Source organism: Lacibacter sp., assembly GCF_057361365.1.
In genome coordinates, this window is the sequence record NZ_JBMQSG010000020.1 from 164,980 (window position 1) to 189,974 (window position 24,995).

Annotated in this window: 22 protein-coding genes; 14 read left to right on the plus strand and 8 right to left on the minus strand. The window is 40.7% G+C overall.

Annotated features, from left to right (window positions below; genetic code table 11):
* The first annotated feature begins 148 nt into the window (after positions 1-148).
* The 4 genes from ACO1QW_RS17290 to ACO1QW_RS17305 are packed head-to-tail and all read left to right on the plus strand — an operon-like array spanning position 149 to position 3,129.
* Positions 149-898, plus strand: coding sequence for a LiaF transmembrane domain-containing protein (locus ACO1QW_RS17290; RefSeq protein WP_486260637.1), 750 nt, complete (start codon positions 149-151; stop codon positions 896-898).
* 51 nt (positions 899-949) lie between these two features.
* Positions 950-1,303 carry a DUF4288 domain-containing protein gene (locus ACO1QW_RS17295; protein WP_486260638.1) on the plus strand — a complete coding sequence of 118 codons (354 nt, stop codon included), beginning with the start codon at positions 950-952 and terminating at the stop codon, positions 1,301-1,303.
* A 9-nt stretch (positions 1,304-1,312) separates the two neighbouring features.
* Positions 1,313-2,389 (plus strand): sensor histidine kinase, encoded by a 1,077-nt coding sequence (locus ACO1QW_RS17300; protein ID WP_486260639.1) that lies wholly within the window; start codon positions 1,313-1,315, stop codon positions 2,387-2,389.
* Positions 2,386-3,129, plus strand: a complete 744-nt coding sequence (locus ACO1QW_RS17305) for a LytR/AlgR family response regulator transcription factor (protein ID WP_486260640.1) — start codon at positions 2,386-2,388, stop codon at positions 3,127-3,129. Before ACO1QW_RS17300 ends, ACO1QW_RS17305 begins: the two co-directional genes overlap by 4 nt.
* 81 nt (positions 3,130-3,210) lie before the next feature.
* Here ACO1QW_RS17305 and ACO1QW_RS17310 read toward each other — a convergent pair whose 3' ends face one another.
* Complete coding sequence (locus ACO1QW_RS17310; RefSeq protein ID WP_486260641.1) at positions 3,211-3,816, minus strand: anhydro-N-acetylmuramic acid kinase; 606 nt, start codon at positions 3,814-3,816, stop codon at positions 3,211-3,213.
* A 175-nt stretch (positions 3,817-3,991) separates the two neighbouring features.
* Here ACO1QW_RS17310 and upp point away from each other — a divergent pair, with 175 nt between their 5' ends.
* Complete coding sequence (upp, locus tag ACO1QW_RS17315) at positions 3,992-4,642, plus strand: uracil phosphoribosyltransferase (protein ID WP_486260642.1); 651 nt, start codon at positions 3,992-3,994, stop codon at positions 4,640-4,642.
* 122 nt (positions 4,643-4,764) lie between these two features.
* Positions 4,765-5,775: a PorP/SprF family type IX secretion system membrane protein gene (locus tag ACO1QW_RS17320; RefSeq protein WP_486260643.1), complete on the plus strand. Its 1,011-nt coding sequence runs from the start codon at positions 4,765-4,767 to the stop codon at positions 5,773-5,775.
* A 70-nt stretch (positions 5,776-5,845) separates the two neighbouring features.
* Here the strand turns inward: ACO1QW_RS17320 and ACO1QW_RS17325 are convergent, their stop codons facing one another.
* Entirely contained in the window at positions 5,846-9,712 is a 3,867-nt protein-coding gene (locus tag ACO1QW_RS17325) for a reprolysin-like metallopeptidase (RefSeq protein ID WP_486260644.1), read from the minus strand.
* Between the two features lie 458 nt (positions 9,713-10,170).
* Between ACO1QW_RS17325 and ACO1QW_RS17330 the strand changes: the two genes are divergently transcribed.
* The 3 genes from ACO1QW_RS17330 to ACO1QW_RS17340 all read left to right on the plus strand — a co-directional run bounded on the left by ACO1QW_RS17330 (position 10,171) and on the right by ACO1QW_RS17340 (position 12,732).
* Positions 10,171-10,740 carry an RNA polymerase sigma factor gene (locus ACO1QW_RS17330; RefSeq protein WP_486260645.1) on the plus strand — a complete coding sequence of 190 codons (570 nt, stop codon included), beginning with the start codon at positions 10,171-10,173 and terminating at the stop codon, positions 10,738-10,740.
* Complete coding sequence (locus ACO1QW_RS17335) at positions 10,737-11,453, plus strand: hypothetical protein (protein WP_486260646.1); 717 nt, start codon at positions 10,737-10,739, stop codon at positions 11,451-11,453. The genes ACO1QW_RS17330 and ACO1QW_RS17335 overlap by 4 nt, the downstream gene beginning before the upstream one ends.
* Positions 11,454-11,706: 253 nt before the next feature.
* Entirely contained in the window at positions 11,707-12,732 is a 1,026-nt protein-coding gene (locus ACO1QW_RS17340; protein ID WP_486260647.1) for a fasciclin domain-containing protein, read from the plus strand.
* Between the two features lie 70 nt (positions 12,733-12,802).
* Here ACO1QW_RS17340 and ACO1QW_RS17345 read toward each other — a convergent pair whose 3' ends face one another.
* From ACO1QW_RS17345 to ffh, 4 genes are all read right to left on the minus strand, one after another.
* Positions 12,803-13,612, minus strand: a complete 810-nt coding sequence (locus ACO1QW_RS17345) for an alpha/beta hydrolase (RefSeq protein WP_486260648.1) — start codon at positions 13,610-13,612, stop codon at positions 12,803-12,805.
* A gap of 80 nt (positions 13,613-13,692) precedes the next feature.
* Positions 13,693-14,211, minus strand: coding sequence for a ribosome maturation factor RimM (locus ACO1QW_RS17350; RefSeq protein WP_486260649.1), 519 nt, complete (start codon positions 14,209-14,211; stop codon positions 13,693-13,695).
* A 243-nt stretch (positions 14,212-14,454) separates the two neighbouring features.
* A complete protein-coding gene (gene rpsP / locus ACO1QW_RS17355; protein WP_486260650.1) occupies positions 14,455-14,916 on the minus strand; it encodes a 30S ribosomal protein S16 in 462 nt (153 codons plus the stop codon).
* 98 nt (positions 14,917-15,014) lie between these two features.
* The gene (gene ffh, locus ACO1QW_RS17360) at positions 15,015-16,340 is read right to left on the minus strand and encodes a signal recognition particle protein (protein ID WP_486260651.1); all 1,326 of its coding nucleotides are present in this window, start codon (positions 16,338-16,340) and stop codon (positions 15,015-15,017) included.
* 174 nt (positions 16,341-16,514) lie between these two features.
* Here ffh and ACO1QW_RS17365 point away from each other — a divergent pair, with 174 nt between their 5' ends.
* From ACO1QW_RS17365 to ACO1QW_RS17375, 3 genes are all read left to right on the plus strand, one after another.
* Positions 16,515-17,252 (plus strand): glycosyltransferase family 2 protein, encoded by a 738-nt coding sequence (locus ACO1QW_RS17365; protein ID WP_486260652.1) that lies wholly within the window; start codon positions 16,515-16,517, stop codon positions 17,250-17,252.
* 100 nt (positions 17,253-17,352) lie between these two features.
* Complete coding sequence (locus ACO1QW_RS17370; RefSeq protein ID WP_486260653.1) at positions 17,353-17,628, plus strand: hypothetical protein; 276 nt, start codon at positions 17,353-17,355, stop codon at positions 17,626-17,628.
* 122 nt (positions 17,629-17,750) lie between these two features.
* Positions 17,751-18,287, plus strand: coding sequence for a thioredoxin family protein (locus tag ACO1QW_RS17375; protein ID WP_486260654.1), 537 nt, complete (start codon positions 17,751-17,753; stop codon positions 18,285-18,287).
* A 34-nt stretch (positions 18,288-18,321) separates the two neighbouring features.
* On the opposite strand, the gene ACO1QW_RS17380 is transcribed toward ACO1QW_RS17375, so the two are convergent.
* Together ACO1QW_RS17380 and ACO1QW_RS17385 are read right to left on the minus strand one after the other, a co-directional pair.
* A complete protein-coding gene (locus ACO1QW_RS17380; RefSeq protein ID WP_486260655.1) occupies positions 18,322-18,693 on the minus strand; it encodes a hypothetical protein in 372 nt (123 codons plus the stop codon).
* A gap of 40 nt (positions 18,694-18,733) precedes the next feature.
* Positions 18,734-20,878 (minus strand): adenine deaminase C-terminal domain-containing protein, encoded by a 2,145-nt coding sequence (locus ACO1QW_RS17385; RefSeq protein WP_486260656.1) that lies wholly within the window; start codon positions 20,876-20,878, stop codon positions 18,734-18,736.
* A gap of 248 nt (positions 20,879-21,126) precedes the next feature.
* On the opposite strand from ACO1QW_RS17385, the gene ACO1QW_RS17390 reads away from it, so the two are divergent.
* Together ACO1QW_RS17390 and ACO1QW_RS17395 are read left to right on the plus strand one after the other, a co-directional pair.
* Entirely contained in the window at positions 21,127-21,852 is a 726-nt protein-coding gene (locus ACO1QW_RS17390; protein ID WP_486260657.1) for a LolA-like protein, read from the plus strand.
* 112 nt (positions 21,853-21,964) lie between these two features.
* Positions 21,965-24,982, plus strand: coding sequence for a WD40/YVTN/BNR-like repeat-containing protein (locus ACO1QW_RS17395; RefSeq protein ID WP_486260658.1), 3,018 nt, complete (start codon positions 21,965-21,967; stop codon positions 24,980-24,982).
* Positions 24,983-24,995 lie beyond the last annotated feature (13 nt).

Consider the following 24,995-nt stretch of genomic DNA (forward strand, 5'->3'; position numbering starts at 1 on the left):
AGTCAAGCCCTCTTTCGCCGATAATTCGTTCATTGTGGTTGCAGCTTACCGACAGGATTCTGCCATTCACCGACTTTTACTGCTTGCTGCTCTACTAACCATTGCCTTCCGTTTCATCACTCAATAGTTTTGTTCTAAATTCATCAAAATGACAAGCAATTGTATGGGAGCAAAAAAAACAAATGAAAAATGGATCGGGTTAACTGTGCTGGCTGTTGGTGTAATGATCTTACTCCGTAACCTCGATCTTCCTTTACCCGATCTGCTGTTTTCATGGCCAATGATCGTGATCGTTATTGGATTGATAATAGCCATTAAAGAAGAATTCAAAGGTGTTAACTGGATCATCTTATTAGGGCTTGGTGGATTTTTCCTGGTTGTGAAAATGATGCCCGACTGGAACGCACGCAGTTTTATTGCGCCTGCTATTCTAATCGCAATTGGGCTTAGTTTTTTATTCCGCAGAAGTAAAGTGTCTTTGCACGAGGAAGTTCGAAGCAGTTTTGAAAAAGAAACAAATTCTTATAAAACCGAGAATTATTACAACACTGCGGCTGGAGAAGAAGATGTAATGGATGCTGCCGTTGTTTTCGGAGCGATAAAAAAGAATGTGTATTCAAAAAATTTTAGAGGTGGAGAATCTGTTGCCATTTTCGGAGGATCTGAAATTAATCTTACACATGCAGATTTTACCGGAACAATAAAACTGGAAGTAGTAAATGTATTTGGCGGCACAACCTTATTTGTGCCTGCGCATTGGCAAATACGCAGCGAAGTTGCTGCTGTGTTTGGTGCCATCGAAGATAAACGTCAGCGACCTGCAGGTGTAACCACCGATAAAATATTAGTGCTTGAAGGTTTTGTGATGTTTGGTGGAATTGATATAAAGTCGATCTGATAACAGTAACGTTCATTGATCATTAAACTTTATCACAACTCAACTGCAATTATGAGCTGGTATCTTACCAAAATTGTTTTTCAAATTATTTGCGGCGATGGAAAACATACAGCCCAATTTGAAGAACAACTTCGATTGATCTATGCTGCCGATGCGTTAGCGGCAGTTGAAAAAGCGGAACAAATCGGCAAACAGGAAGAACAATCATTTCTCAACTATGTGCAACAACCGGTTTGCTGGAAGTTTATTGCTGTAACAGATATTTATCCATTTACAGCGGAAATAGATGGTGCCGAAATATTTTCCCGCATCAGTGAGGAAGAACAACCAGCTTCATTTATTCACAGCATGGAGTTACGTTCCGCCGATGCAGCTAAACGCTTATCAGCAAATTATCAATACTAAACAACTTAAGTGGCAATTTCACCTTTTCGTTCACGGCAATTTATGATTCCTTTTTGCATCAGCTGGTTTGCATGGATCAGCATGCATCAACTTGCCTTGTACCAAATGGGATTGACTTGGATTGAGGCATTAACAGATAGCATTGTCAGTAACAGTTTATTGATTTATGTTTCGATGCTGATGTTTACTATCCTGCGTTTTTACCTGCCACGCAAAAACCAGGTGATCAACCTTTTTACCTGGATCATTTTACTTACAACAGGTTGGTTTTTTGCTTCTGATAAATTGGTGGGTCTGATTTTCAAAAGCCATATTAATTACAAGGAACTAATTGATAATACATGGCCCATACGTTTTGCCATTGGGTTTTTAATTAATGGATGCATCAGTCTTGTGGGTTATGCTTATTTCAACTGGCAGGAGCGTACAGAAACCGAAAAGAAAAAAACAGAAGTAGAGCAATTGAGTAAAGAGGCTGAGTTGTTTAAACTTCGCCAGCAACTACAACCACATTTTCTATTCAATGCATTAAATTCAATTAATGCATTGATCGGCTCAAGACCTAAAGAAGCAAGGGAAATGGTACAGCAGTTATCAGATTTTTTGCGAACCACTTTGCGAAAAGAAGAGCAACAATGGATTAAACTGGAAGATGAAATGCATTCACTGCAATTATATCTTACCATTGAGAAAGTGCGTTTTGGTCACCGCCTGTTTACTGAACTTGAGTTAGAAGATGATGCATTGAACATGCAGTTGCCAGCTTTGCTTTTACAGCCGCTGGTGGAGAATGCCATCAAGTTTGGGTTGTATGATACGACGGAAGAATCACGCATTTACCTTGCGGCAAAATCAGAAAACGCACAGCTGGTAATTACAGTTGAAAATCCATTTGATCCTTCAACTGCTGCTGCACAAAAGGGAACAGGTTTTGGATTAAGCTCCGTGCAGCGCCGGTTATATTTAATGTTTGGCCGAAATGATCTGCTGCATACAACCGTAAAAGAAAATATCTTTAGTACAACAGTGATTATACCACAACCACTGGTTACAAATGTTTCAATAACGACGCCAGAGAAAAAATGAACTACAAAGTTTTAATCATCGACGACGAACCATTAGCAAGAAGCATGTTGCTCGAATACCTGCAGGCCCATAGGAATTTGCATGTAGTGGAAGAATGCAACAACGGATTTGAAGGCGTAAAAGCCATACAGCAACACAATCCTGATTTGATTTTTCTTGACATACAAATGCCCAAGATCACTGGTTTTGAAATGCTGGAACTTTTGGAAGAACCGCCTGCTGTCATTTTCACAACTGCCTTTGATGAATTTGCTGTACAGGCATTTGAAAAAAATGCAGTTGACTATTTATTGAAACCTTTTTCGCAACAACGTTTTGATAAAGCCATTGCAAGATGGATGGAGCAGGATAAAAACACAGCAGCAATTGCAACGGAGCAGGTGCTGAAAGATGCAGCAAAGAATCCATCGCAGTCAGAACGCATCGTGGTGAAGAACGGTACCAAGATCACCATTATTCCTGTGCAGGACATTCATTACTTAGAAGCAGCAGATGATTATGTAAAGATTGTAACCGCTGCCGGAAGTTTTTTAAAGAAACAAACGATGAGTTTTTTTGAAGACACACTTAACCCATCTTCATTTGTTCGTACACATCGTTCTTACATGGTGCAACTGCAACAGATCACCCGCATTGATCCGTATGAAAAAGAAAATCATGTGGCAGTACTTCGCTCAGGTGTAAAAATTCCTGTGAGTCGTGCCGGTTATCCAAAGTTGAAAGGGATGTTGGGGCTATAGATGACGTCTCAAAGAACGTCTGCAGTCAAACGAGCGTACAAACAAATTCGTAGTTCGTACTTTCCACCTCGTACTTTTTTCTCACCATTCCTGCCCAACCCAAACAGCACCACCAATGCTGTCACGCAATGCACCAGTATCAACAGCAAGTAAATTGTTTTCTTCACGCCAGCGTAAGAGTGCAAAAAAAGCAGAGTAGAATGCATCGACATGCATGTTGGCAGGAGCAGGTAATAGTCTTGAGGCTAAAGTAAACAACGAGTCAGCTTTGCCATTCAACGCAAGGTCGATGTTTCTAAAATCACTCACCACGTTCACACCAACATTGGCTGCAACGCTAGCAGCATCACCCAACGCATGACTCAATTTCGTTTCCGGCGAATGGATCGCTGTGTATCCCTTCAACCCGATCAATTGGATTTGATAATCGAGATGATGTTCTTCTATAAACTGCTTGATTTGTTCGCCAATCCAATGACCGTAATCAACATGTAATTGAAGATATTCTTTAGCACTACTATCGGCTGCGGTTTGTAAACGCTGCTGCAGATCAGATGGGTACGAGAGAGAAGCCGTTTGTTTTACTTCTACATCCCATTTTTTTCCGCTTACTTCAAAAGAGGCAAATACAAGTTCAAGTGTTTGTGTATTGGCATCGCCAGCAACACCCAAGGCCCGGTAGATCATGTTATTTGTTCAGTTTCGGACTGATAAAACTCATCAAGAGAAATTATTCACTATCAATCCTGTTCACAATTTTATCTGTTAGATTTGTCAAAAATACGGCAGCATGTTCAGGATTAATGTGTAATGAACGGAAAGCTGGGAAAAAGAACGGCCGGCGTACGAAATTTTACCGCACATGGTCATCAATTTAAGCGAACAGCATTCATTGGTAAGTAATTGGGTGGCTGAGTTAAGGGATACCGAAATTCAGACCGACCGCATGCGTTTCCGTCGTAACCTGGAGAGGATCGGCGAAATAGCTGCTTACGAGATCAGCAAAGTGCTTGCCTGGGAAGAAAAAGAAATTACCACGCCCCTTGGAACAGCACCTTCAAAAGTATTAAAGGCGCAACCGGTTTTGGCTACAATATTAAGGGCCGGTTTGCCGTTACATCAGGGATTGTTGAATTATTTCGACAGGGCAGATAATGCTTTCATTTCTGCCTATCGCAAACATCACAGGGATGGCAGTTTTGAAATAAGCCTTGATTATATCAGTTGCCCGAGCCTGGAAAACAGGGTGGTGATTATTGCCGACCCAATGCTTGCAACCGGCAGTTCACTGGTGAAAACGGTGCAGTATTTACGGGACGAAGGGCAACCGGCAGAAATGCATATTGTTTGTGCTATTGCCTGTACAGTGGGAATTGAATATATTCATCGGAATGAGCCAAAAGTAAAGATCTGGTGCGGTGCAATAGATGATGAATTAACGGCGAAAGGTTATATTGTGCCCGGTTTAGGCGATGCTGGTGACCTGGCTTATGGAACAAAAGTGCAGATGTAAAGCAACGAAAACCAAAACATCATACTCAGACAGTATAAAAACTGAATAAAGAAAACCCAATACAAAAAACCAAAGCAGCATAAGCTCACCGAAAAACGTCTTTGCTGCATAACCGCTCTCTAATGAGAAAACTTATACTACTTCCACTGTTGCTGATCGTGTTGCAGACCTATGCGCAGGATCCCAATTTCTCACAATTCTTTGCCTCGCCTTTAACGTTGAATCCTGCTTTAACAGGTAAGTTCAATGGCGTGGTGCGTGTGGCTGGTAATTACCGCAACCAATGGCCCACAATCAATAATGCATTTCGCACTGCAACTGCTTCCGCCGATTTTGGTATTCTCGGTAATACTATTCCCGAGTTTGACCAGTTTGGCGTGGGTGTAATGGGTATGTATGATATTAATGGCGATGGGGTAATGAAAAACAGTTTCATCTCCGGATCAGTTGCTTATCACAAAGGCATTGATGAAGATGGTTACCACCAGATAGGTGTGGGCTTTAGTGGAACATACGCACAGCGTAAACTCGATATCAATAAACTTGATTTCCAGGATGAGTTAACAAGTCTTGGTTTCACCGGTAACACTGCTGAAGTTTTTGGAAGCAGCGGTTTTGTAAATATTAATTATGCTGATGTGAACGCCGGCTTTATTTACAATGGCGCAACAAATGATTATAACAATTTTTATTTAGGTGCTTCGGTGTATCATATCAACCGGCCTAAAGTAAGTTTCATGGGTGCTCAATATATTATGAACCCCCGTTTTACTTTACATGGTGGTGGATATTTTCCTATTGCTGATGCAACAACATTATTTATCAGCGCCAATCACCAACGCCAGGCTGGTGCCACAGAAACAATCTTTGGTGCTGCACTTGGTTATACGGTGAATAGCGATTTCGATAGTCCAACCGATGTTTATGCAGGTGCATTTGTTCGCTGGGGCGATGCGGTAATTCCTTACATCGGTCTTGAGTTTGGTAATTATCGTTTTGGTGCTTCGTACGATATTAATACTTCACGTTTATCCGCAGCTTCACGTCGCAGAGGCGGAATGGAAGTATCTTTGATCTGGACGAAGAAACATACCGATCCAAATAAGAAAAAATTAAACTGTCCGAGATTTTAATCTTGTTCTTAGTTAAAATAACAAAGCCCGCTTTAAAGCGGGCTTTGTCGTTATGCAAGGTTTGTATTCATCAATTTGTTTTGATGAGTTTCACTTGCTTGCTTAGTTTTCCTTGCGATACTTTTACGAAATAAGTACCGGCCTGGTAATTCTCTCCAAACCTGATGTAGCTTCCGTTAGGCGTTACATGCGTTTCCATCATACGACCATACAGATCGAACACCGTTACATTTATTTTCTCTGCATCATTTCCCGTAATATGTAACGTAAAGTAAGTGTTGGTCGGGTTAGGCATTGGTTTAGCATCAAGCGTGGCGGCAACTGTTACAGGTAAATCTTCGTCCCTGTTGGCTGGCTTGCCTTGTACAACGATGGTACTGTTTGCCCCAACCGCCATTGTTGGCAGATCTGCATCACTTGCGCCTGGTTGATTATCGTAGTACACTTCGCCTGTGTTTTTGTTGAAGATCTTCATTCTTATTTTATCTTCTTTGCCCGTGGCTGCGCCATCAAGAACTGTCATGATAAAGCTGATGCCGCTTTGCAAACCAGTGATGCGACCGTTTCCTTTGATCTGTGCCGTGCTGTTGTTCAATGCGAGGTATTCGAAGTTGACTGCGTTGTATTCAAAATCTCCTACTTTAAATACAAATTCTGTTTCGCCTTTTGGATTAGTTGATTTTTTGAAATAATTCGCAGCAAATCCAAAGGTTGCTTTGCCCGTTGCAGATGGATTGCTTTTTAATGCACCAGCTGGTGAAGCATACCAACCACCACCAAATGTATGTCCACCTTCAGGATCATAAATTACAATGATCTGTTCCTGGTCACCATTGGTTGTGGCGTAAGAGTTTACTCCATTCTGATCGGTAATACTCATCTTCACTTTATACACGCCTGCAGTATTGAATTTATAGCTACCACTTACTAGTCCTTTTCTTGTTCCTGCAGGTTCAGTTACTGATGCAGTAACGGCTGTTGCATCATCGAGCATCCATTTTGCAGTATGCCTATTGCCTGGTACATCCCAGAATTCTCCATTCATCGTTACTGTACTTCCAATCTTGAATGGTTTACCTGAATTTGGTCCGGTAATGTTGTGTACTACATACACTTTTGCACTATCGGTTGTGCTGTTACCACAATCATCAGTTGCTGTAATGTAAATGGTGTAAATACGACCATCGCCATTACCAGCACGCTCAGCACGTAAGCGTACAGTGTGTGCATCTGTTCCTACTACTTCATAATCGATCGGCTCAGTATCACCATCGCCTAAACCATTGATGGGTTCGTTACTTACAATAGAAAGTTGTTTAGTGATATGTGCCTGGTCGGAGCAATTATCCGCCACATCATAATTGATGGTTACCGTTACCATCTTATGATTTGGAGGCCACAGGTATGCAGGATCAGCACTGATGTTCATAATAGTTGGAGGAATAGTATCCTTCACTGTAATGATCTGTACTTTTTCTGTTTTGTTGCCACAATCATCTGTTACTTTCCAGGTACGTGTTATAATCACTTCACCCATACAACTACCGGGAGCATCTACATCGCTGTATGTAACATCAGGAGTTGGATCACAATTATCATCAACATTTGTTGGATTACCTGTTACTGTTGGATCATCGTTGTGATTACAATTTGCATCCTTATATATGGTGATTGCTGCAGGTGCAGTAAATGTTGGAGCTGTTACATCTTTAACTGTAATCGTTTGTACTTGTTCTGTTTTATTGTTGCATCCATCGATCAATGTCCAGGTACGTTTTATGATTGTTTCACCCACACATGCACCTGCTCCAGGAACATCCGTATAAGTTGCATTGAGCGAAATGCTGCAATTATCAGCTTCGTCAGTAACATCACCGGTTTCACTTGGTAATGCATTATAATTACAGTCCGCATCTTTTTCAATAGTAACATCAGCAGGCACTGTAAAAGTTGGTTTTGTGTTATCGCCCACTGTAAAGTTGGTATTGCTGATATCAAAAAAGATATTTCCAACAGCTTCCACTTTTATTCTTGCTGTAGCATTGTAAGCACATGCAATAGTTACATCGGCCGAACCATCGTTTGCTGTACTTGCAACAAGTGTTGTGAATGTTTGTCCGCCATCAGTCGACAACGAAATTTTTACATTCGCAGCCAATGCATCACTTCCATTTACATCCCATGTTACTGTGTGTGTGCCGGGGCACCATGTAACAGCACTGTTGGGTGATGTAACAGTGAATGGCCCATACGCATCATCAACTGTAACAACCATATCATCGCTGTTATTTTGCCCTGCACCCGGATTGTTATCACGAACTGTGAAACGGAAATTAAGCGAGCGATCAACGGAAGGTAATTTTTCCCATGTGTTGGTATTGCTTCCGTCAAGAATATTTTCGAGAATGGGGAAGTTGCGGAAGTTATCTCCACTCGGGGGTCTTGAACGGAATACTGGTCCGTTAGTATTTGTTGTGCTGGGCGCTCGTGGAAAGTCTGCATCTTCTGTAAGCTTATCCATTTGCTCCCAGTTAAAAGTTAATTCATCTTCACCATCAGCATCAGAACCGCTGCCTGTAAGTTTAAATGGAGTTGATTTAGGAATAGTATAACTGTTTCCTGCATCTGCTGCAGGCGCAGTGTTATTTGCACTTACCGTACTACCACATCCTGCTGCGCCTATGTAAGCTGTTGCCTGTTGAATACTGATGGCATGAAAATAATGATCACGCCGGGAAACAACATTATAGCCATCAACATTGCCACCATAACTCATAATAGTGCTGCCACTGCCTGGTTCCATCTGCGCATTGTCGTTATCATCTTTATGAGTGAAAGTGTGATTGGCTCCCATCTGGTGACCAAATTCATGCGTAAGCATAATTTCTGAATAAACACCGGTTGCATTCCAGTCGGGGCGTGACGTAAAACCTCTTGCTTTTATATCATTCTGGCAAACAGCGCCAATGGCACCAGCATTTCCATAACTGCCCGTGCCTGAACTAAGACGAATAAGATGTCCGATATCAAAATTATCTGATCCTATTTCTGAAGTGATTGCCGATTGTGCTTCGGCATTAATTACATCCGAATCCGGATCGCCTCCTGTAAATGGATCAGATGCAGCGTCGAGATAAATGATATCTGTATTGTCGGCAATAATTTCCATGCGAACTCCAAAATCTCTTTCCATATGTCCATTCACAATACTGAGTTGCGCATTTTGTTCAGCCAGTACAGTAGCCCTGCGTTCATCATCATTTGCTTCAGCGCCAGTTAAACACCATTGTGAAAATTCAGCCGATGCAGCAAATGCCAAACGAAAAATGCGCAGGTTGCCGTTATCTGCATCTAATGTTCCAAAACTACCGGAACTTTTTGCCATTGTTTTTGATTGCAGCCTGATGTCTTTTGTAAAACATTCAAAATCTTTTACAGCAGGAAGATCTTTCTGCGAAACAATCATGTAGAGGTTATTTCCTTTTTCCAGTTTTTCAATATACACAGCTGGTTTATCGGCAAACAAAATAACACCGTTAAAACCTTGTGGCGTAAAAGAGAAACGGATACTTGTTCCCGGTTCGGTAAGGCTTCTTCCCGCATAAGATCTGATACGTGGATATTTTGCTTTAAGGTCACGATGTATAACGGATGCCTCTACAATTTTGAATTGCATGAGTGTTCCATTTTCATCGGGCACACTCAAAATGAATGACGATCGTTTTGCTGAAATTGTTTTTTCAGAAGGTGCCTTCTGTAAATGTGCCTCCATTGCTTTTTCCTGTAAACGGAAGACAAGAAAATTTGAAGGGCGTTGTTTTTTTGTAAACACATCTTTGCGAAGTGCGTTTTCACTTTCCCTGTTCCAGTGATTTTGTTGCGCTGCAGCAAACAGGGATAATAGTAAGGCTGCACACACAAGTAGAGATTTCCTCATAGTTGGTTGTTTTGAATGAAAAAATACAGGCACACTGTTTTAGCAACAGGTCGCCAATTAACTGTCAATTGATTTAAATAGAGAGGACTATCAATTTTTCATAAAAAGAGTTGGATATGCAGGTGGGTTGGTTAAACGACATAACATGGCCATGTTGTGTTTGACCTGACACAAGTAATCCTGGATTCGATTAGTAGTAAAAATGGTTTACTGTACAGAGACTGGGTGAATACTGTTTGCAGAATACTCCGGAGATGATGATAACGTTTACCTTAATCTGAAACAGCGGATAAAAGTATAAAATTCAAAATATGTTGCAAGTATTTTTCATGTTATTTTACTCTTATCACCCAAAAGTGGTAGATGCAAAGCAGGCGTTGAAAAAGTTTTGAATAACTCAGTTATGCGGGGTTAAAAGCATATTGCTTATTTTTAATTTCAATCAATAACTACTGACTTTGCATGCCGATCAGAAATATATTGAAGCGTTATTAAATCACGACCAACGAATTATCAGTGAAATTTATCAACGCTTTGCACCAAATATGAAAGCCTACCTACTTTCACGAGGTTGTAATGAAGATGATGCAGGTGATGTATTCCAGGAAGCATTGATCGATATTTATAAACTGGCAAATGATAAACAGTTTGTGCTCACCTGTCCTTTTGAAGCGTTCCTTTTATTACTCTGTAAACGTAAGTTCATCAACAAGACAAAAAAAACATCGCTAAAAGTGGTAACAAATGGTGCGGAGGATGCATATACTCATATACAGGGTGATGCCAATGATGGCGCAACCGAACATGTTGAGCAAGTAGAAAAAGAAAAACTAATAATGCTGGTGCTCGATGAAATGGGCAATTGTAAAGAAGTGATCTTAAAGAGCCTGTTGAAAAAGCCCCAGGAAGAAATTGCTGAAGAGCTGGGTATGACCTATGCCTACTATAGAAAACGTAAAAGTAATTGCATGGGTGAATTGGCAGAACTGGTACGCAATAAACCACAATTTAAAGAACTGGTATCATGACCTATACGTACTCTGATATTGATGCATACCTGAACGGTGAACTGAATGCTGAAGAACAGCAACGGTTTGAACAGGAACTCCGCAGTAACGCACAACTGCAAGAACAGGTAAACGCATATCGTTTATTAAATGGTACCGTAGGTAAACATCAGCAAGCGGAACAAACTTTGCCAGAGTTAAAAAAAATACTTGATCCCCTCACACACCAATACTTCAAAAAAGAAAGAGCAAAAGTATTTACGATGAAGCGAACGATGTATATGCTGGCTGCAGCAGCATCGATCGTGTTGATCTTATTAGTTGCATTGCCGGGAACTTCGCCGGATAATTATTCGTTTGATGATATGCCGGGTGCAATTGTTCGTGGTAATGAAAATGAAAAAGCGAAGGCTGCACAACTTTTCAATAATAAACAATATGCAGAAGCAGCGAAAGCGTTTCAGAAATTAAAAACAACTACTCCTGCTGATGCGGCTGTTGATTTTTATCTCGGAATCAGCTTGCTGAAAACAGAGCAATATGCTGCAGCATTGCCTTTGTTTGAAGCATTGGCAAATGGCACATCTGTTTATTCTGAAGATGCCAACTTCTTTGCTGCGTTAAATGCGTATCATTTGCAACAGAATGAGAAAGCAAAACAATATGCAGAAAAGGTGAAAGAGGGAAGCAGGTATTGGAAGAATGCAAAGGCGATAAATAAAAAATTGAAATGATTGGTGAATACTAACTTGCCTATACACTCCACTATTTTATTTTGGCATTGTTTATTTTATAAGATTGACCCTTACAGTAAAGCTTCAACAAAAAAGAAGTTGCGTAGGAGAAAAGATGTTTTTTTTCAAAAAGTACGAACCATTTAATTTAACTGCTGTTATTTTCTTCACTCAACACCCGCTTCTAACAACCTTCAGTCGTACCCCGGTAAACTAAGTATTCATCATTTTTTAAAATCAAACCAAAGGACGTATGAAAAAAGGATTTTTTTCATGGGGCATGCTGTTGTCTGTATGCCTCATCATTGCAACGGGATGCCAGAAAAACAACGATGCCATTGACGAATTAAGTAAATTCGAAACGCAATCAATTGCAGCGATTATTCAAAATCCAAACACCAGTTTTACAGTTAAAGCTGCAACAGGATCAAACATTTCAACAAGAGCTTCTGCTGGTAAACAAGTAAAGTTTACTTATCTCGCTGTTGCACTAGCACGCACAGGTTTAACCAGTACATTGTCCACACTAAGTTCCAGCTACACTTTGTTTGCACCAACTGATGATGCATTTAAAGCTGCAGGTTTTGAAACCATCCAGGATGTGGTGAAAGCTCCAAAGGAAGTATTAACTCCCATCTTACTGTATCATGTGCTGGGTGCAAAAGTAATGGCGGCACAGGTGCCCGCCGGACCAAATGCAGCAGTAACAACATTAAATGGCGCTAATGCTTATGTTACTTCCAACAGCAACGGTGTTTTCATTAATGGTTCACCTGTTATTGTAGCTGATGTGAAAGCTGCAAACGGAGTGATTCATGTAATTGATAATATCCTGATGCCACCGGTTGGAAATATTGTTGCAACAGCAGTTGCGAATCCCAACTTCAGTTACCTCGTTGCTGCAGTATTAAGAGCAAGTCAGGGTTCAACCAATGTAGCAGCACTTTTGAGTGGAGAAGGTCCGTTGACTGTTTTTGCTCCTACTAACCAGGCGTTCATTAATGCCGGCTTTGCAACAATAGCAGATATAACTGCCGCATCTCCAGATGCATTGACACCCATCCTTGCTTATCATGTTGTAGCGGGAAGAGTTTTCTCATCAGATCTTACAAACAATATGATCGTACCCATGTATGCGGGGGGTAATACAACTATTACATTAACCGGTGGACCAAAGATCAAAGGAAGCGGAAATGCAATGGCTCATAATATTATTAAAACAGATATTGTAACAACCAATGGAGTGATCCATGTAATTGATGGCGTATTGTTGCCATAAACAATTAATAAAACAGGCCGTTATAAGACGGCCTGTTTTATTATAAAATAGTTTAAGCAGGCGACTTCACTTATTTCTTCTCTCCAAAAAATTCAAACGCATTTGCAACTGCCTGGTGAAAAATATTGCCGTGATCCTTTTTGCTGATGTATTCGAACCGAACAGTTCCATTGGTGAGTTTATTTTTTATCAAGTCATGTAATGCTTTCGCATCTTCTTCCATGATCTTTCCTTCTTTGCCCACTGCTAAATAAACAGCAAGGTTGTTTTGAAATGCAGCCATCTTTGTTTTTAGCAACGATTCATCATCCCACCACAAGCTTGGGCTCACAATAACATACTGAGAAAATAAATGCGGCTTCTTCAGCAACACTTCTGTTGCAAGTAGTCCACCCAACGATTGACCAACGATCATATTGCTTCCGTTTGTTTTAAAAGACCCATTGATGTATGGTTGTAATTCTGTTTCAAGAAAGCGGATAAATGTTTCGGAACCACCAGTTGTGGGAAAATCTTTTTTGTCTTTTTCAATTGTTGTCGGAAACGTGAAATCTCTTCTTCTATCGATATTGGCTATACCCACTACGATTGACTTAGGCAATACATTCACCCAAGGAAAATTATAAAACTGAATAAGTCCCGCAACATGAATAAAATCTTCGTCTGCAGAACCATCGAGCAAATAAATTGCCGAATACGTTGAATCTTTATGATAACCTTCGGGCAAATAGATATTCAGCGTTCGATATTCGTTCAATACAGTTGAGTGCATCTGACGAACAATGCCCAGCGGAAAAACTTTTTCTCCTGTTTTTTCTTGAGCTGATATAATTGTTACAGAGAATGAAAGCGCAATAACAAACAGAAGGCGATAAGCCATAGTATTAATTGTATGATTGATATAATGGAGACTAATTGTAAATGGCAAGATGCCGGCACTTCAAACTTTGTGGCTCGTACTTATCCCAAATAAACTTCCAGCAAACCTTCGGGTAATTCAACCACCACTTGTTTCTTTTTATGATTGATGTTGCGGATAGTTTCTTCGTGCAGCGGTATCAACACTTCTTTGCCTTCAATTTCTAAACGACAAAGTATTTGTAGCGGCTGTTCAATCACTTCCTGTATCACTGCTAATTCTTTTGTGCCATCGATCATCATATAACCGATCAAAGAAATAGGTGCTGCTTTACCCGCCTGTTTTTGAAAATCAGCTTCACGCAACCATACTTTTTTTGGTGATAGTTTTTTTGCCTGCTCTTTCGTGCTGATACCATCAATGGCAATGTAAACTTCTTCTTCGTTTTTGATTTTTGTGCCGGTGATGAAGTAAGGCAAAAATTTATCTTTCGATTCTTCAATGAACAATACTTCTAATCCTTTCAGCGACGTTTTTTTTCCGAGATTATGTTTCAAAACCACTTCACCGTTTAATCCGAATGTGCCGAGAATTTGTCCAATGCTGAAGTATTGTTCCATGCGGCAAAGATATTGTTAAGTACGAAGTTAGAAGTACGAGGTAAGAAAATCCGTCGCCTGCAGAATAAAGAACATAACGTACAAGAGTGCGACGCAACAAAGGATCAATAGTAATTCAACTGCTAAGTAGAAAGACATTTTCTTGCCGCCTTTCCGTGTTCCCGGCAATAAGAATGCACATAAAAAAAATCCCTCACAAAAAATTGCAAGGGACTTTTATGAAGACTGATGTAAGTAATGGGATTACTCAGCTGCTGGTGCTTCACCACCTTCCTGGCGTCTTGGAGCCATAGGACGGCGTTGATAATTACCACCACTGCGCTGTTTGAATCTTGCCTTACGGGCTTCTTCTCTTTTCTTCGCTTCTGTAGCTTCGTGCTCAGTATGCCATGATTGGAATTTCTCCATTGCAGCAGCCTGATCGAAAAGACCAAGACCAACACCACGTAAGAGGTGCTTCAGGTACAATACACCTTTGGTTGAAAGGATCTTGCGTACAGTGTCTGTAGGCTGAGCTCCTTTGTGTAACCATTCTAATGCTTTTTGGCGATCAATCTGGATTACAGCTGGTTCAGTTACAGGATTGTAAGTACCGATTTTCTGAATGAATTTTCCATCTCTTGGGGCTCTTGCGTCGGCCACTACGATGAAATAGAAGGGTCTCTTTTTCGACCCGTGTCTTTGCAGACGGATTTTAACTGGCATCGTAAATTAAAATTTAAATGCGTGAATAAATAAAGGTTAACTAAGAGAGCAAAAATAAGTCCTGATAACCAAAGTTCCAACCCCTGAAAAATTAAATTTTACCGGCGGCCCATACCAGGCATCATCTTGCCCATGGGCATTTTGTTCATCATGCTCATCATTTGCTTCATTTGTTCAAACTGTTTCATGAAAGCATTCACTTCCGAAATATCTTTTCCGCTGCCTTTTGCAATACGAAGGCGGCGACTTTGGCTGATGAGGTCAGGGTTTGCTCTTTCCTGCGGCGTCATGGAGTTGATGATAGCTTCCACGCCTTTGAAGGCATCGTCGCTGATCTCAATATCTTTCATGGCCTTGCCCATTCCGGGGATCATACCCATCAAATCTTTGAGGTTACCCATTTTTTTGATCTGCTCCAGTTGTTGTTTGAAATCTTCAAAATCGAACTGGTTTTTGCGGATCTTCTTTTCGAGCTTTTTGGCTTGTTCTTCATCGAACTGGGCCTGCGCTTTTTCTACGAGTGAAGTAATATCACCCATGCCCAGAATACGCTGGGCCATACGCTCGGGGTAAAACACATCAAGCGTATCCATCTTTTCACCACTGCTCACAAATTTGATGGGTTTGTTTACAGTGTATTTGATGGAAAGGGCCGCACCACCACGGGTATCACCATCGAGTTTGGTCAATACAACACCGGTGAAATCCAAACGGTCGTTAAACGATTTAGCTGTATTCACCGCATCTTGTCCCGTCATACTATCCACCACGAAAAGAATCTCGTTCGGGTTTACTGCATTGCGGATATTCGCCACTTCGGTCATCAGCACTTCGTCGATCGCTAAACGACCGGCCGTATCAATGATGACTACATTTTTATTTTTTGCTTTGGCTTCCTTAATGGCGTTTTGTGCAATCGCAACTGCATCTTTATTCTCCCTTTCACTGTAAACGTCAACACCGATCTGTCCACCGAGAACAGTTAACTGGTCGATGGCCGCCGGACGATAGATATCAGCCGCTACCAGCAATGGGCTTTTTCCTTTCTTGGTTTTGAGGAAATTTGCCAGCTTACCGCTGAAGGTGGTTTTACCACTACCTTGTAAACCGGCAATGAGGATTACCGCTGGTGAACCTTTGATATCCAGTTCAGCTTCGGAACCGCCCATGAGTTCGGTCAGTTCGTCCTGGACGATCTTCACCATCTGTTGACCGGGGTTCACGGCCAGCAAAACCTTACCGCCAATTGCTTTGTCCTTCACTGTATCGGTAAAGTCTTTGGCAATTTTATAGTTTACGTCGGCATCAACTAATGCACGACGGATATCTTTCACTGTAGCTGCAATATTGAGCTCGGTTATGCGGCCTTCACCTTTAATATTCTTAAACGCACCTTCTAACCGTTCGCTTAAACTTTGAAACATAATTCACTTAATTAGGGCTGCAAATGTACACCCTATCTGCTAAAAGGGGAAAATAGTCTGAATCATGATTTGGGGTGATTCGATTGATTTAAGCGATTATGCCAAATGGGGTACGACCAATCTTCCCAATCCTAAAATCGGTGAAATCATGGTTCAGACATTATCTTTGCCGCCATGTTTAATAATAAGAAAGTCATTATCGTTCTGCCTGCTTATAACGCAGCAAAAACATTAGAGATTACTTATAATGAGATCCCTTTTGATATTGTGGACGAGGTGGTGCTGGTGGATGATGCCAGTAAAGATGAAACGGTTGCCAAAGCAAAAGAACTTGGCATTAAACATATTGTGAGCCACCAGAAGAACAAAGGTTACGGTGGAAACCAGAAAAGCTGTTACAACAAAGCACTGGAGTTAGGCGGTGATATTGTGGTGATGTTACACCCCGATTATCAATATACGCCTATGCTTTTGCCAGCGATGATCAGTATTATTGGAAATGATGTGTATCCTGTCGTATTTGGAAGTCGCATTTTGGGCAACGGCGCATTAAAAGGAGGTATGCCGATGTACAAATACATTGCAAATCGTTTTTTAACGCTCACACAAAATATCCTGCTTGGTCAGAAATTATCAGAATATCATACAGGTTACCGTGCTTTCAGCAAAGAAGTATTGCAAAGCATCAAGTACCAGGAATGCAATGATGATTTTGTGTTTGATAATGAAATGGCCGCACAGATCTTTTACAAAGGTTTCCAGATCGGCGAGGTAACCTGCCCCACGAAATATTTTGAAGAAGCCAGCAGCATCAATTTCAGCCGGAGCATGAAGTATGGTTTGGGCTGTTTAAAAACATCGCTGGTTTATCGCTTGTGCAAATGGGGTTTGATGAAAAGCAACTTATACTAAGCTTGCATCTTTCAGTTACCAGTTGTATTTTGTTAGCGCAATGAAGCAACTGCTCTCCATATGCTTTCTCAGTATATTTTTCCTCTTTCAATATGGAAAGATGATTGACTATGTGGAATGCCGTATTGCTGCTGCCATTGAATCAACACAAGATTGTGGTTGCGATGCAAAGTTACAGGCATCGGCTTCTGATAGCAAACCTTCAACGCCCTATCATCAGCATCATTTAAAAAACTACACCGAAGAGTTCTTCAACTATACAACAAAAGAAGATGAAGCAGTAAATGTTTCGTCTCACTTATCTTATAATAGCATTACCGCACCTCAGCAATTAAGCGGTCATCTGCATGAATTGCTGCAACCTCCTCGCTGTTGATCGTTCTCTTTTTAATCATTCGTATTTGTGCATAATGGTTGATGCAGGACTGTTCCTGTATTGATTATTGCTGCATGCATTTTCCATTTATTTAAGAACGATCAATTATGAAACAATTTTTTATGATCGCACTGTTGTGCGTATCTGCCACTATAGTATTTAGTCAGCCAATTAATAAAATCAGTAAAGACCGCAACGGCAATCCTATGCTTGAAGGTTGCTGCACCCGTGAAGCATTATTGCAGGAGCCATTCGCCTCGTGGTTTGTGCCAAGCTATGATAGTTATCATGTCGATAGTTCTGTAGCCACACAGTTAAAACAATATATCAGCAATAAAACCTTTGTCTTATTTCTTGGCACATGGTGTGGCGATAGCAAAAGAGAAGTGCCACGCCTGTATAAGATTTTTGATTTTATTGGTATGCAACCGGAACAAGTAAAACTGGTGATGGTAAGTAACCATGATTCAGCATATAAGCAAAGCCCGACTCATGAAGAGCAGGGAAAGAATATTTTGCGTGTGCCAACATTGCTGGTGCTGGAAAATGGAAACGAGATCAAACGTTTTGTTGAATACCCTGTTGAAAGTCTGGAAAAAGATTTGCTGTTTATGTTATCCCGAAAAGGGTATAAGCATGCGTATGAGAAAAGCAAGTAATGCAAAAACAAAGCCCCGGTTCCGGGGCTTTCTTTTATTCTGCTTTCATATTAATGATCTTATCTACAACATACTTCGAGTGACCACGCCAGGGAAGTGTGCCGAGGTATTCTTTATAATGCAGTTCAAATACTTTTCCGCTGTTGAGCATAAGTGTATTGGCAACACTGTCGTTTGCAACACTAAATTCAAATTCATAGCTGGCTACTGTGCCCGGAGTTTTTGAACGAAGACCTGATTGAATGAGTTTGCCTTCATATGTTTTAAAGACATAACCTTTCTTCACGAGGTAATTTAATTCGCCTGCCTTTACTCCTTCCCCAAATACATAGTAATAACGCCAGTAAATAAAAATGACAAGCACAAGAACTACTATAATGGAGAAAATGCCGAGGAACTTTCGCATAGAGTTTATTTAGAATCTAAATATAGTTACTTCAAACAGATTATACTAACCTGAAACTGTCGCCATCAAACAAACCCAGGTCGCTCAGCTTCAAATGAGGTATCACCAGCAAACCCATAAATGAAAGTGTCATGAAAGGAGCCGACAATGTAGAACCCACTTCTTTTGCTGCAGCATCAATATTGCTGTATGCTTCGGCCACTTTATAACCATCGTCGGCACTCATTAAGCCAGCCACAGGTAATGGCAATACCTGTTCTTCTTTTTCATTAACTACACTCACGCCACCTTTCGCTTCAATCACAAGATTCACTGCACGCTGAAGACTTTCTGCATCAACACCCACTGCAATAATATTATGGCTGTCGTGTGCAACAGAAGAAGCAATAGCGCCTTTCTTCAAACCAAAATTCCTGACAAAGGATTTTGCCACCGGTGCATTGCTGTAACGGTTTATAACCACCATGTACAACAAATCTCTTTCGGTATTCGCTTGAATGATATCATTTGTTACGGTGAAAGAAGTAATAGGCTCAATTAATTTATTGGTGATCAGTTGCCCCTCCATTGCTTCAATCACATACACCTGCTCAATATTTTCTTCATCGGCTTTGCCAAAACGGTTGAGATGAAATTCAAATTCAGATATTGGTTTTGATTCGCAGTTAAAGTTATTGATCACAGTGGCCTGTTGGCTTTCAATCAACGACTGTCCGTTTTCCGCAACAAGTTCTCCATTGATAAAAGTCATTTGCGTATTAAAATCCTTCAGATTATTTACCACAATAAAATCAGCTGCATCATCAATTCTTAACAATCCCACATCAAGTTTATAATGCAACACTGGGTTTATACAGGCAGCTTTTAATACATTGAACACATTCATTCCCTTGCTTACTGCTCTTGCGCAAAGCTGGTCAATATGTCCTTCCACTAAACTATCCGGATGTTTATCATCGCTGCATAGCAAAATCATATCAGGATATTCGTCGATCAAGGAATACAATGCTTCAAAATTTTTTGCCGCACTGCCTTCCCGAATAATGATCTTCATGCCATGTTGAAGTTTGTCAAGCGCTTCTTCTTTTGTAAAACATTCATGGTCTGTTGAAATAACCACAGCCCCCCTAACCCCCGAAGGGGGAGCAAAGGCAGCTTCTTGAATTGTTTGTAGCTGCTCTAATTTTTTAAGAATTGCATTTGTAACGCTTTCTGTTTGATATAATACTTCGTTGTTTGTAAAGCGTATTACTTCAAATCCAAAATCATTCAATGCTGCTGTACGTTCTGCATCACTAACCTTATTTTCAGGTAGTTGATGGATTGCTCCATCTACTTCAATAATCAGTTTTTTTGACAGACAAACAAAGTCTGCAATAAATCCACCAATAATATGTTGACGTCTGAATTTATAATTGTTTAATTGTTTTCCTTTAAGATGTTCCCACAATACTGTTTCTGCATCAGTCGAATTATTTCTGTTTGCCATTACAAACTTTTTCAGCAATCCATACACCATGGGATCTGCTGTTTGATATCCGAAAACGCCGTCTGTATTTTCGGGTTGAAAAGTCTCCCCTTCGGGGAGATTTAGAGGGGCTGCTTGTATATATCTCTTCGCATCTTCTCCTCTCAACCCGGGCGCATGTCCGTCAACAGGTTTACCCAATTCCCTGGCTGCATTTATTTTTTCCATTACTTCTGCATCACCATGCAACACTCCCGGGAAATTCATCATCTCACTCAGGTATTTGATCTCTGGCTTTTCCAAAAGGGTTCTTACATCGGCAGCGTTGAGAACAGCTCCGGCAGTTTCAAACGTAGTGGCAGGTACGCAGCTGGGGGCACCAAAGTTGAATTTGAAGGGGACTGTTTTCCCGTTTTCGATCATGTATTCAACGCCGGCCATACCGCATACATTGGCAATTTCATGCGGGTCGCTAACAGTTGCCACCGTGCCATGAACCACAGCCAGTTTAGCAAATTCAGAAGGCACCAGCATGGAGCTTTCGATATGCACATGGCTGTCGATAAAACCCGGCATAAGAAAAGGGAGATCTTCTTTTGCGTTTGATTCAAGTTGTTGAACAGCTGTAATTTTTCCGTTTTCGACGGTTGCCGCACCATAGAAAATTGTTTTGGAAAAAAGATCGACAATATTGGCCGTAATTTTCAGAGAAGGCATGAACGGTGATGGTTTTAAAATCGGGCCCAAGTTACTTGATGAAAGGGAGAAAGGGCGGAGGATATTGTTTTTAATTTTACAGGAAGTTTTTTTAAAGTATAACTGTAACAAAATACGTTTCTTTACAACCAATATAAAAACACAAAAAATGAGATATCCATATAAATTAGCGAGCTAATGTATACCAGCAGCTAGAATAATTATATGGATATACTATGTGGCAATTAAAAAACAATAAAAAAAAACACATGAAAGCGTTTAAATTTTTCAGTCTGTTTGTGGCTTCGGCTTTTAGCTTAGCTACTGTAAAAGCACAAACAGCCGATGAAGTAGTGAACAAACATATTGAAGCCGTTGGCGGTGCGGCCAACTGGAAGAAAGTGAACAGTATGGTTCAAACCGGAAGTATGAGTGTGCAAGGAACAGATATTAGTGTTGTACGTTCAGTACTGCATAACAAAGGTTCAAGACAAGATATTTCTGTAATGGGAATGAATGGATATATGATTCTTACGCCAACTGCCGGTTGGAATTTTATGCCTTTCCAGGGACAAACCGCTGCAGAGCCCATGACTGCGGAAGATGTGAAAGAAAGCCAGGACGATTTAGATGCACAAGGCAGTCTCATCGATTACAAAACAAAAGGACACAGCATTGAATTGATTGGTAGTGAAGATGTGGAAGGAACAGATTGTTATAAACTGAAAGTTGGTTTAAAAAGTGGTCGTACTGAAACAGTTTTCATCGATAAGAAAACATACAACATGATCAAGTCTGTTACTGTAAGGAAAGCAAACGGACAGGAAATGGAAATGGCAACAACATTCAGCAATTTCCAGAAATTGCCTGAAGGAATTGTTGTGCCAATGAGTATGAATGTGCCGCTTGGCCCTGGAATGAATGTTGACTTCGCTCTTTCAAAAGTAGAAGTGAACAAAGCTCTTGATGAATCAATCTTTAAACCTGCAAACTAATTTTTTTCAATTCATAAGAACCCGACCTCTTCAACGAGTCGGGTTTTTTTATTAGCATTACAGCATGAGAAATATTCTGACTTTTTTTTGTTGCGTTTTAATCAGCAGTTCAATGAAAGCGCAAATCAATTCTTCCACATTTGGTATGATGGAAGCACGCCATCTCGGCCCCGGCACCATGAGTGGCCGCATAACAGACATCGTTGGAGTAAATGCCGATGGCAAAACACTTTACATTGGAACGGCAGGTGGCGGCATCTGGAAAAGTACCAACGCAGGTGCATCGTTCAAACCCATATTTGATAAGTACGTACAAAGCATTGGCTCTATTGCCATCGATCAAAAAAATCCCAAAGTGATTTATGCTGGAACCGGCGAAAGTAATATGCGTAACTCTGTGTCTATTGGTGATGGTTTGTATAAGTCAACAGATGCTGGTGATAACTGGACAAAGATTGGTCTTGATAGCACGGAACATATTTCAAAGGTGATTGTTGATCCTGCCAACTCATCGGTTATATATGTTGCAGCACCTGGTCCTTTATGGAGCAGCAGTAAACATCGGGGTTTATACAAATCCACAGATGCAGGAAAAACTTGGGAAACTATTTTATACATCAATGAAAACGCTGGTGTGGCCGATGTTGAAATTGATCCTTCCAACTCAAATACGCTATATGCTACTTCGTGGGAATTTCGCCGATTGCCTTATGCATTCAACAGCGGCGGAAGCGGAAGTGGTATTTACAAATCAACTGATGCCGGTAAAACATGGAAGGAATTAAGTAACGGCTTGCCAAAGAAACCATTTGGCCGTGTGGCATTGGCATTGGCTCCATCATCACCGCAAAATTTATGGGCTATTGTTGAAAGTGAAAATACAGGCTTGTATATTTCCGCTGATGGTGGTGAAACATGGAAACAACAAAGTGCAACAAGCAACATCACTTCACGTCCTTTTTATTTTTCTGCACTTGAAATAGATCCCAAAGATCCCAAGCGGGTTTATCGCCCGGCATTTTCTTTTTCTTATTCAAACGACGGTGGTTTTTCATTTGCTGATGCAAGCAATGACGGCGGGTGGGTACACAGCGATCATCATGCATTATGGATCAATCCTAACAACACCAATGTAATGTATGTGGGAACAGATGGTGGTGTATATTTTAGTTTGGATAGAGGTGTAACATGGAAGTTTTGCAACAACTTGCCTGTTGGCCAGTTTTATCATGTAAGTGTTGATGCGCAGGAACCGTATCATGTTTATGGTGGCTTGCAGGATAACGGTAGCTGGCACGCACCAAGCGTATCACCCGGTGGCGTCATGAATGGCGATTGGAAATCGGTTTACGGTGGTGACGGTTTCTGGACACAACCTGATCCGTTTGATGCAAACATTGCTTACGCCGAAGCGCAAGGTGGTAACATGGCAAGGATCAATCTTAAGACAAATACAACAGTAACCATACAACCGCAGGCGGTACAAGGCGAAGAAAAATTGCGTTACAATTGGAATACACCAATTGTAATTGGAGCGAATAATAAAAAGAATTTGTATGCTGCGGCGCAGTATCTCTATAAAAGTACAGATCGTGGAAGTAACTGGACACGCATTTCACCTGATCTTACTACCAACGATAAACGAAAGCAGGAACAGGAGAAGAGCGGAGGTGTAACAATGGATGTAACTAGTGCAGAAAATCATTGCACCATTTTCACTATTGCAGAATCGCCATTAGATGAAAATATTATCTGGGTTGGGACTGATGATGGCAACCTCCAGTTTACAATTGATGCAGGGAAATCATGGACAAACGTAGCTACGAATTATGCAGCTGCAGGAATTCCAAAGCAAACTTGGGTGAGCAGTATTGAGCCATCGAAGTATGATAAGAATAAAGTATTTGCCACGTTCGATAATCATGCATATGGCGATCATAAAACATACATTGCTGTAAGCAGTGATATGGGAAGGACATGGAAAAAATTTGAAAGCTCTGAGTTCACTGGCTTTGCACATAAGATCAAAGAAGATATCCTCAATCAAAAATTATTGTTTGCCGGAACGGAGATGGGTTTGTTTGCAAGTGTTGATGGTGGTAACGAATGGTTCAGGATGAAAAATAATCTTCCCTGGTATGCATTGATCCGTGATATAAAAATACAGGAGCAAACAAATGACCTGGTTTTGGCGACACACGGTCGTGGTATTATTATTATTCCTGACATTTCCCCCATGCGCACCATTACAGCTGATGTTGCTGCAAAAGATGTAGTGATGTTGAACAACAAACCCATCACACTAACCATGGGTAAGTACGGTGGTGGTTTCGAAAATGCAGCGGGTGATTGGAACGGAGGTATTGGAACGGTTATTCCTCCTATTCAGTATTACCTGAAAGAAAGAGCGAATACGATTCAAATGGAAATTTATGATGCCAATGGTAAGCTGGTGCAAAAACTAAATCCAAGTAATAGAAAGGGGTATAACAAAGTGATCTGGAATCAACGCATCACACCATCTAAAACAGCAAAGGGTGGAAATCAATTAGAGTTTGCTGCATTTACAGCACCACAAGTATTACCTGGTAACTATACCATTAAAATGAAGGTGAATGGTAAAGATTACGATCATACTATAACAATGGTGCATGACGAAAAAAATAAAGACTTTACATTGGAAGATCGTCAACTCCAAAACAAAACTGGCATGGAGTTGTATGCCATGAATGAGCAGCTTGCCCGTTTGGTTGACAGCATTGATGCAAGGCAAAAATTATTGAAAAAACATATCGACTCTACTCAGAACAAAAAAACAAAAGCATTACTTATTTCTTATAACGAACAACTGGAAACACTGCGTTTAACGTTAGTGCCCCCTGTTGTAAAAGGTACAGCAGATCTGAAACGTTTACGTACCGATTTGAGCGATGTGTATGGTGCTGTTGTTGCACAGGAGGCGAAACCAAGTAATCTCCAAATACAACGTGTTGCATTTTTGAAAGGAGAGATCGGCAAAGCAGAGCAGAAGTATGAGCAGTTAAATAAACAGTTTGAGCAAAAAGCAATGGAGGCAATTGCAAAAGAATTATTGAACAAACCTAAGGTGAAGAAAAGTGGAAGTAGCTAATAAACAAATTACA

What these genes read in the sequence shown, in the direction of transcription:
- ACO1QW_RS17320 (WP_486260643.1), top strand. Translation starts at nt 4,765, where the DNA reads ATGAGAAAACTTATACTACTTCCACTGTTGCTGATCGTGTTGCAGACC.
- ACO1QW_RS17365 (WP_486260652.1), top strand. Translation starts at nt 16,515, where the DNA reads ATGTTTAATAATAAGAAAGTCATTATCGTTCTGCCTGCTTATAACGCA.
- ACO1QW_RS17370 (WP_486260653.1), top strand. Translation starts at nt 17,353, where the DNA reads ATGATTGACTATGTGGAATGCCGTATTGCTGCTGCCATTGAATCAACA.
- ACO1QW_RS17390 (WP_486260657.1), top strand. Translation starts at nt 21,127, where the DNA reads ATGAAAGCGTTTAAATTTTTCAGTCTGTTTGTGGCTTCGGCTTTTAGC.
- ACO1QW_RS17340 (WP_486260647.1), top strand. Translation starts at nt 11,707, where the DNA reads ATGAAAAAAGGATTTTTTTCATGGGGCATGCTGTTGTCTGTATGCCTC.
- ffh (WP_486260651.1), bottom strand. Translation starts at nt 16,340, where the DNA reads ATGTTTCAAAGTTTAAGCGAACGGTTAGAAGGTGCGTTTAAGAATATT.
- ACO1QW_RS17375 (WP_486260654.1), top strand. Translation starts at nt 17,751, where the DNA reads ATGATCGCACTGTTGTGCGTATCTGCCACTATAGTATTTAGTCAGCCA.
- upp (WP_486260642.1), top strand. Translation starts at nt 3,992, where the DNA reads ATGGTCATCAATTTAAGCGAACAGCATTCATTGGTAAGTAATTGGGTG.
- ACO1QW_RS17395 (WP_486260658.1), top strand. Translation starts at nt 21,965, where the DNA reads ATGAAAGCGCAAATCAATTCTTCCACATTTGGTATGATGGAAGCACGC.
- rpsP (WP_486260650.1), bottom strand. Translation starts at nt 14,916, where the DNA reads ATGCCAGTTAAAATCCGTCTGCAAAGACACGGGTCGAAAAAGAGACCC.
- ACO1QW_RS17380 (WP_486260655.1), bottom strand. Translation starts at nt 18,693, where the DNA reads ATGCGAAAGTTCCTCGGCATTTTCTCCATTATAGTAGTTCTTGTGCTT.
- ACO1QW_RS17385 (WP_486260656.1), bottom strand. Translation starts at nt 20,878, where the DNA reads ATGCCTTCTCTGAAAATTACGGCCAATATTGTCGATCTTTTTTCCAAA.
- ACO1QW_RS17335 (WP_486260646.1), top strand. Translation starts at nt 10,737, where the DNA reads ATGACCTATACGTACTCTGATATTGATGCATACCTGAACGGTGAACTG.
- ACO1QW_RS17350 (WP_486260649.1), bottom strand. Translation starts at nt 14,211, where the DNA reads ATGGAACAATACTTCAGCATTGGACAAATTCTCGGCACATTCGGATTA.
- ACO1QW_RS17295 (WP_486260638.1), top strand. Translation starts at nt 950, where the DNA reads ATGAGCTGGTATCTTACCAAAATTGTTTTTCAAATTATTTGCGGCGAT.
- ACO1QW_RS17310 (WP_486260641.1), bottom strand. Translation starts at nt 3,816, where the DNA reads ATGATCTACCGGGCCTTGGGTGTTGCTGGCGATGCCAATACACAAACA.
- ACO1QW_RS17290 (WP_486260637.1), top strand. Translation starts at nt 149, where the DNA reads ATGACAAGCAATTGTATGGGAGCAAAAAAAACAAATGAAAAATGGATC.
- ACO1QW_RS17305 (WP_486260640.1), top strand. Translation starts at nt 2,386, where the DNA reads ATGAACTACAAAGTTTTAATCATCGACGACGAACCATTAGCAAGAAGC.
- ACO1QW_RS17325 (WP_486260644.1), bottom strand. Translation starts at nt 9,712, where the DNA reads ATGAGGAAATCTCTACTTGTGTGTGCAGCCTTACTATTATCCCTGTTT.
- ACO1QW_RS17345 (WP_486260648.1), bottom strand. Translation starts at nt 13,612, where the DNA reads ATGGCTTATCGCCTTCTGTTTGTTATTGCGCTTTCATTCTCTGTAACA.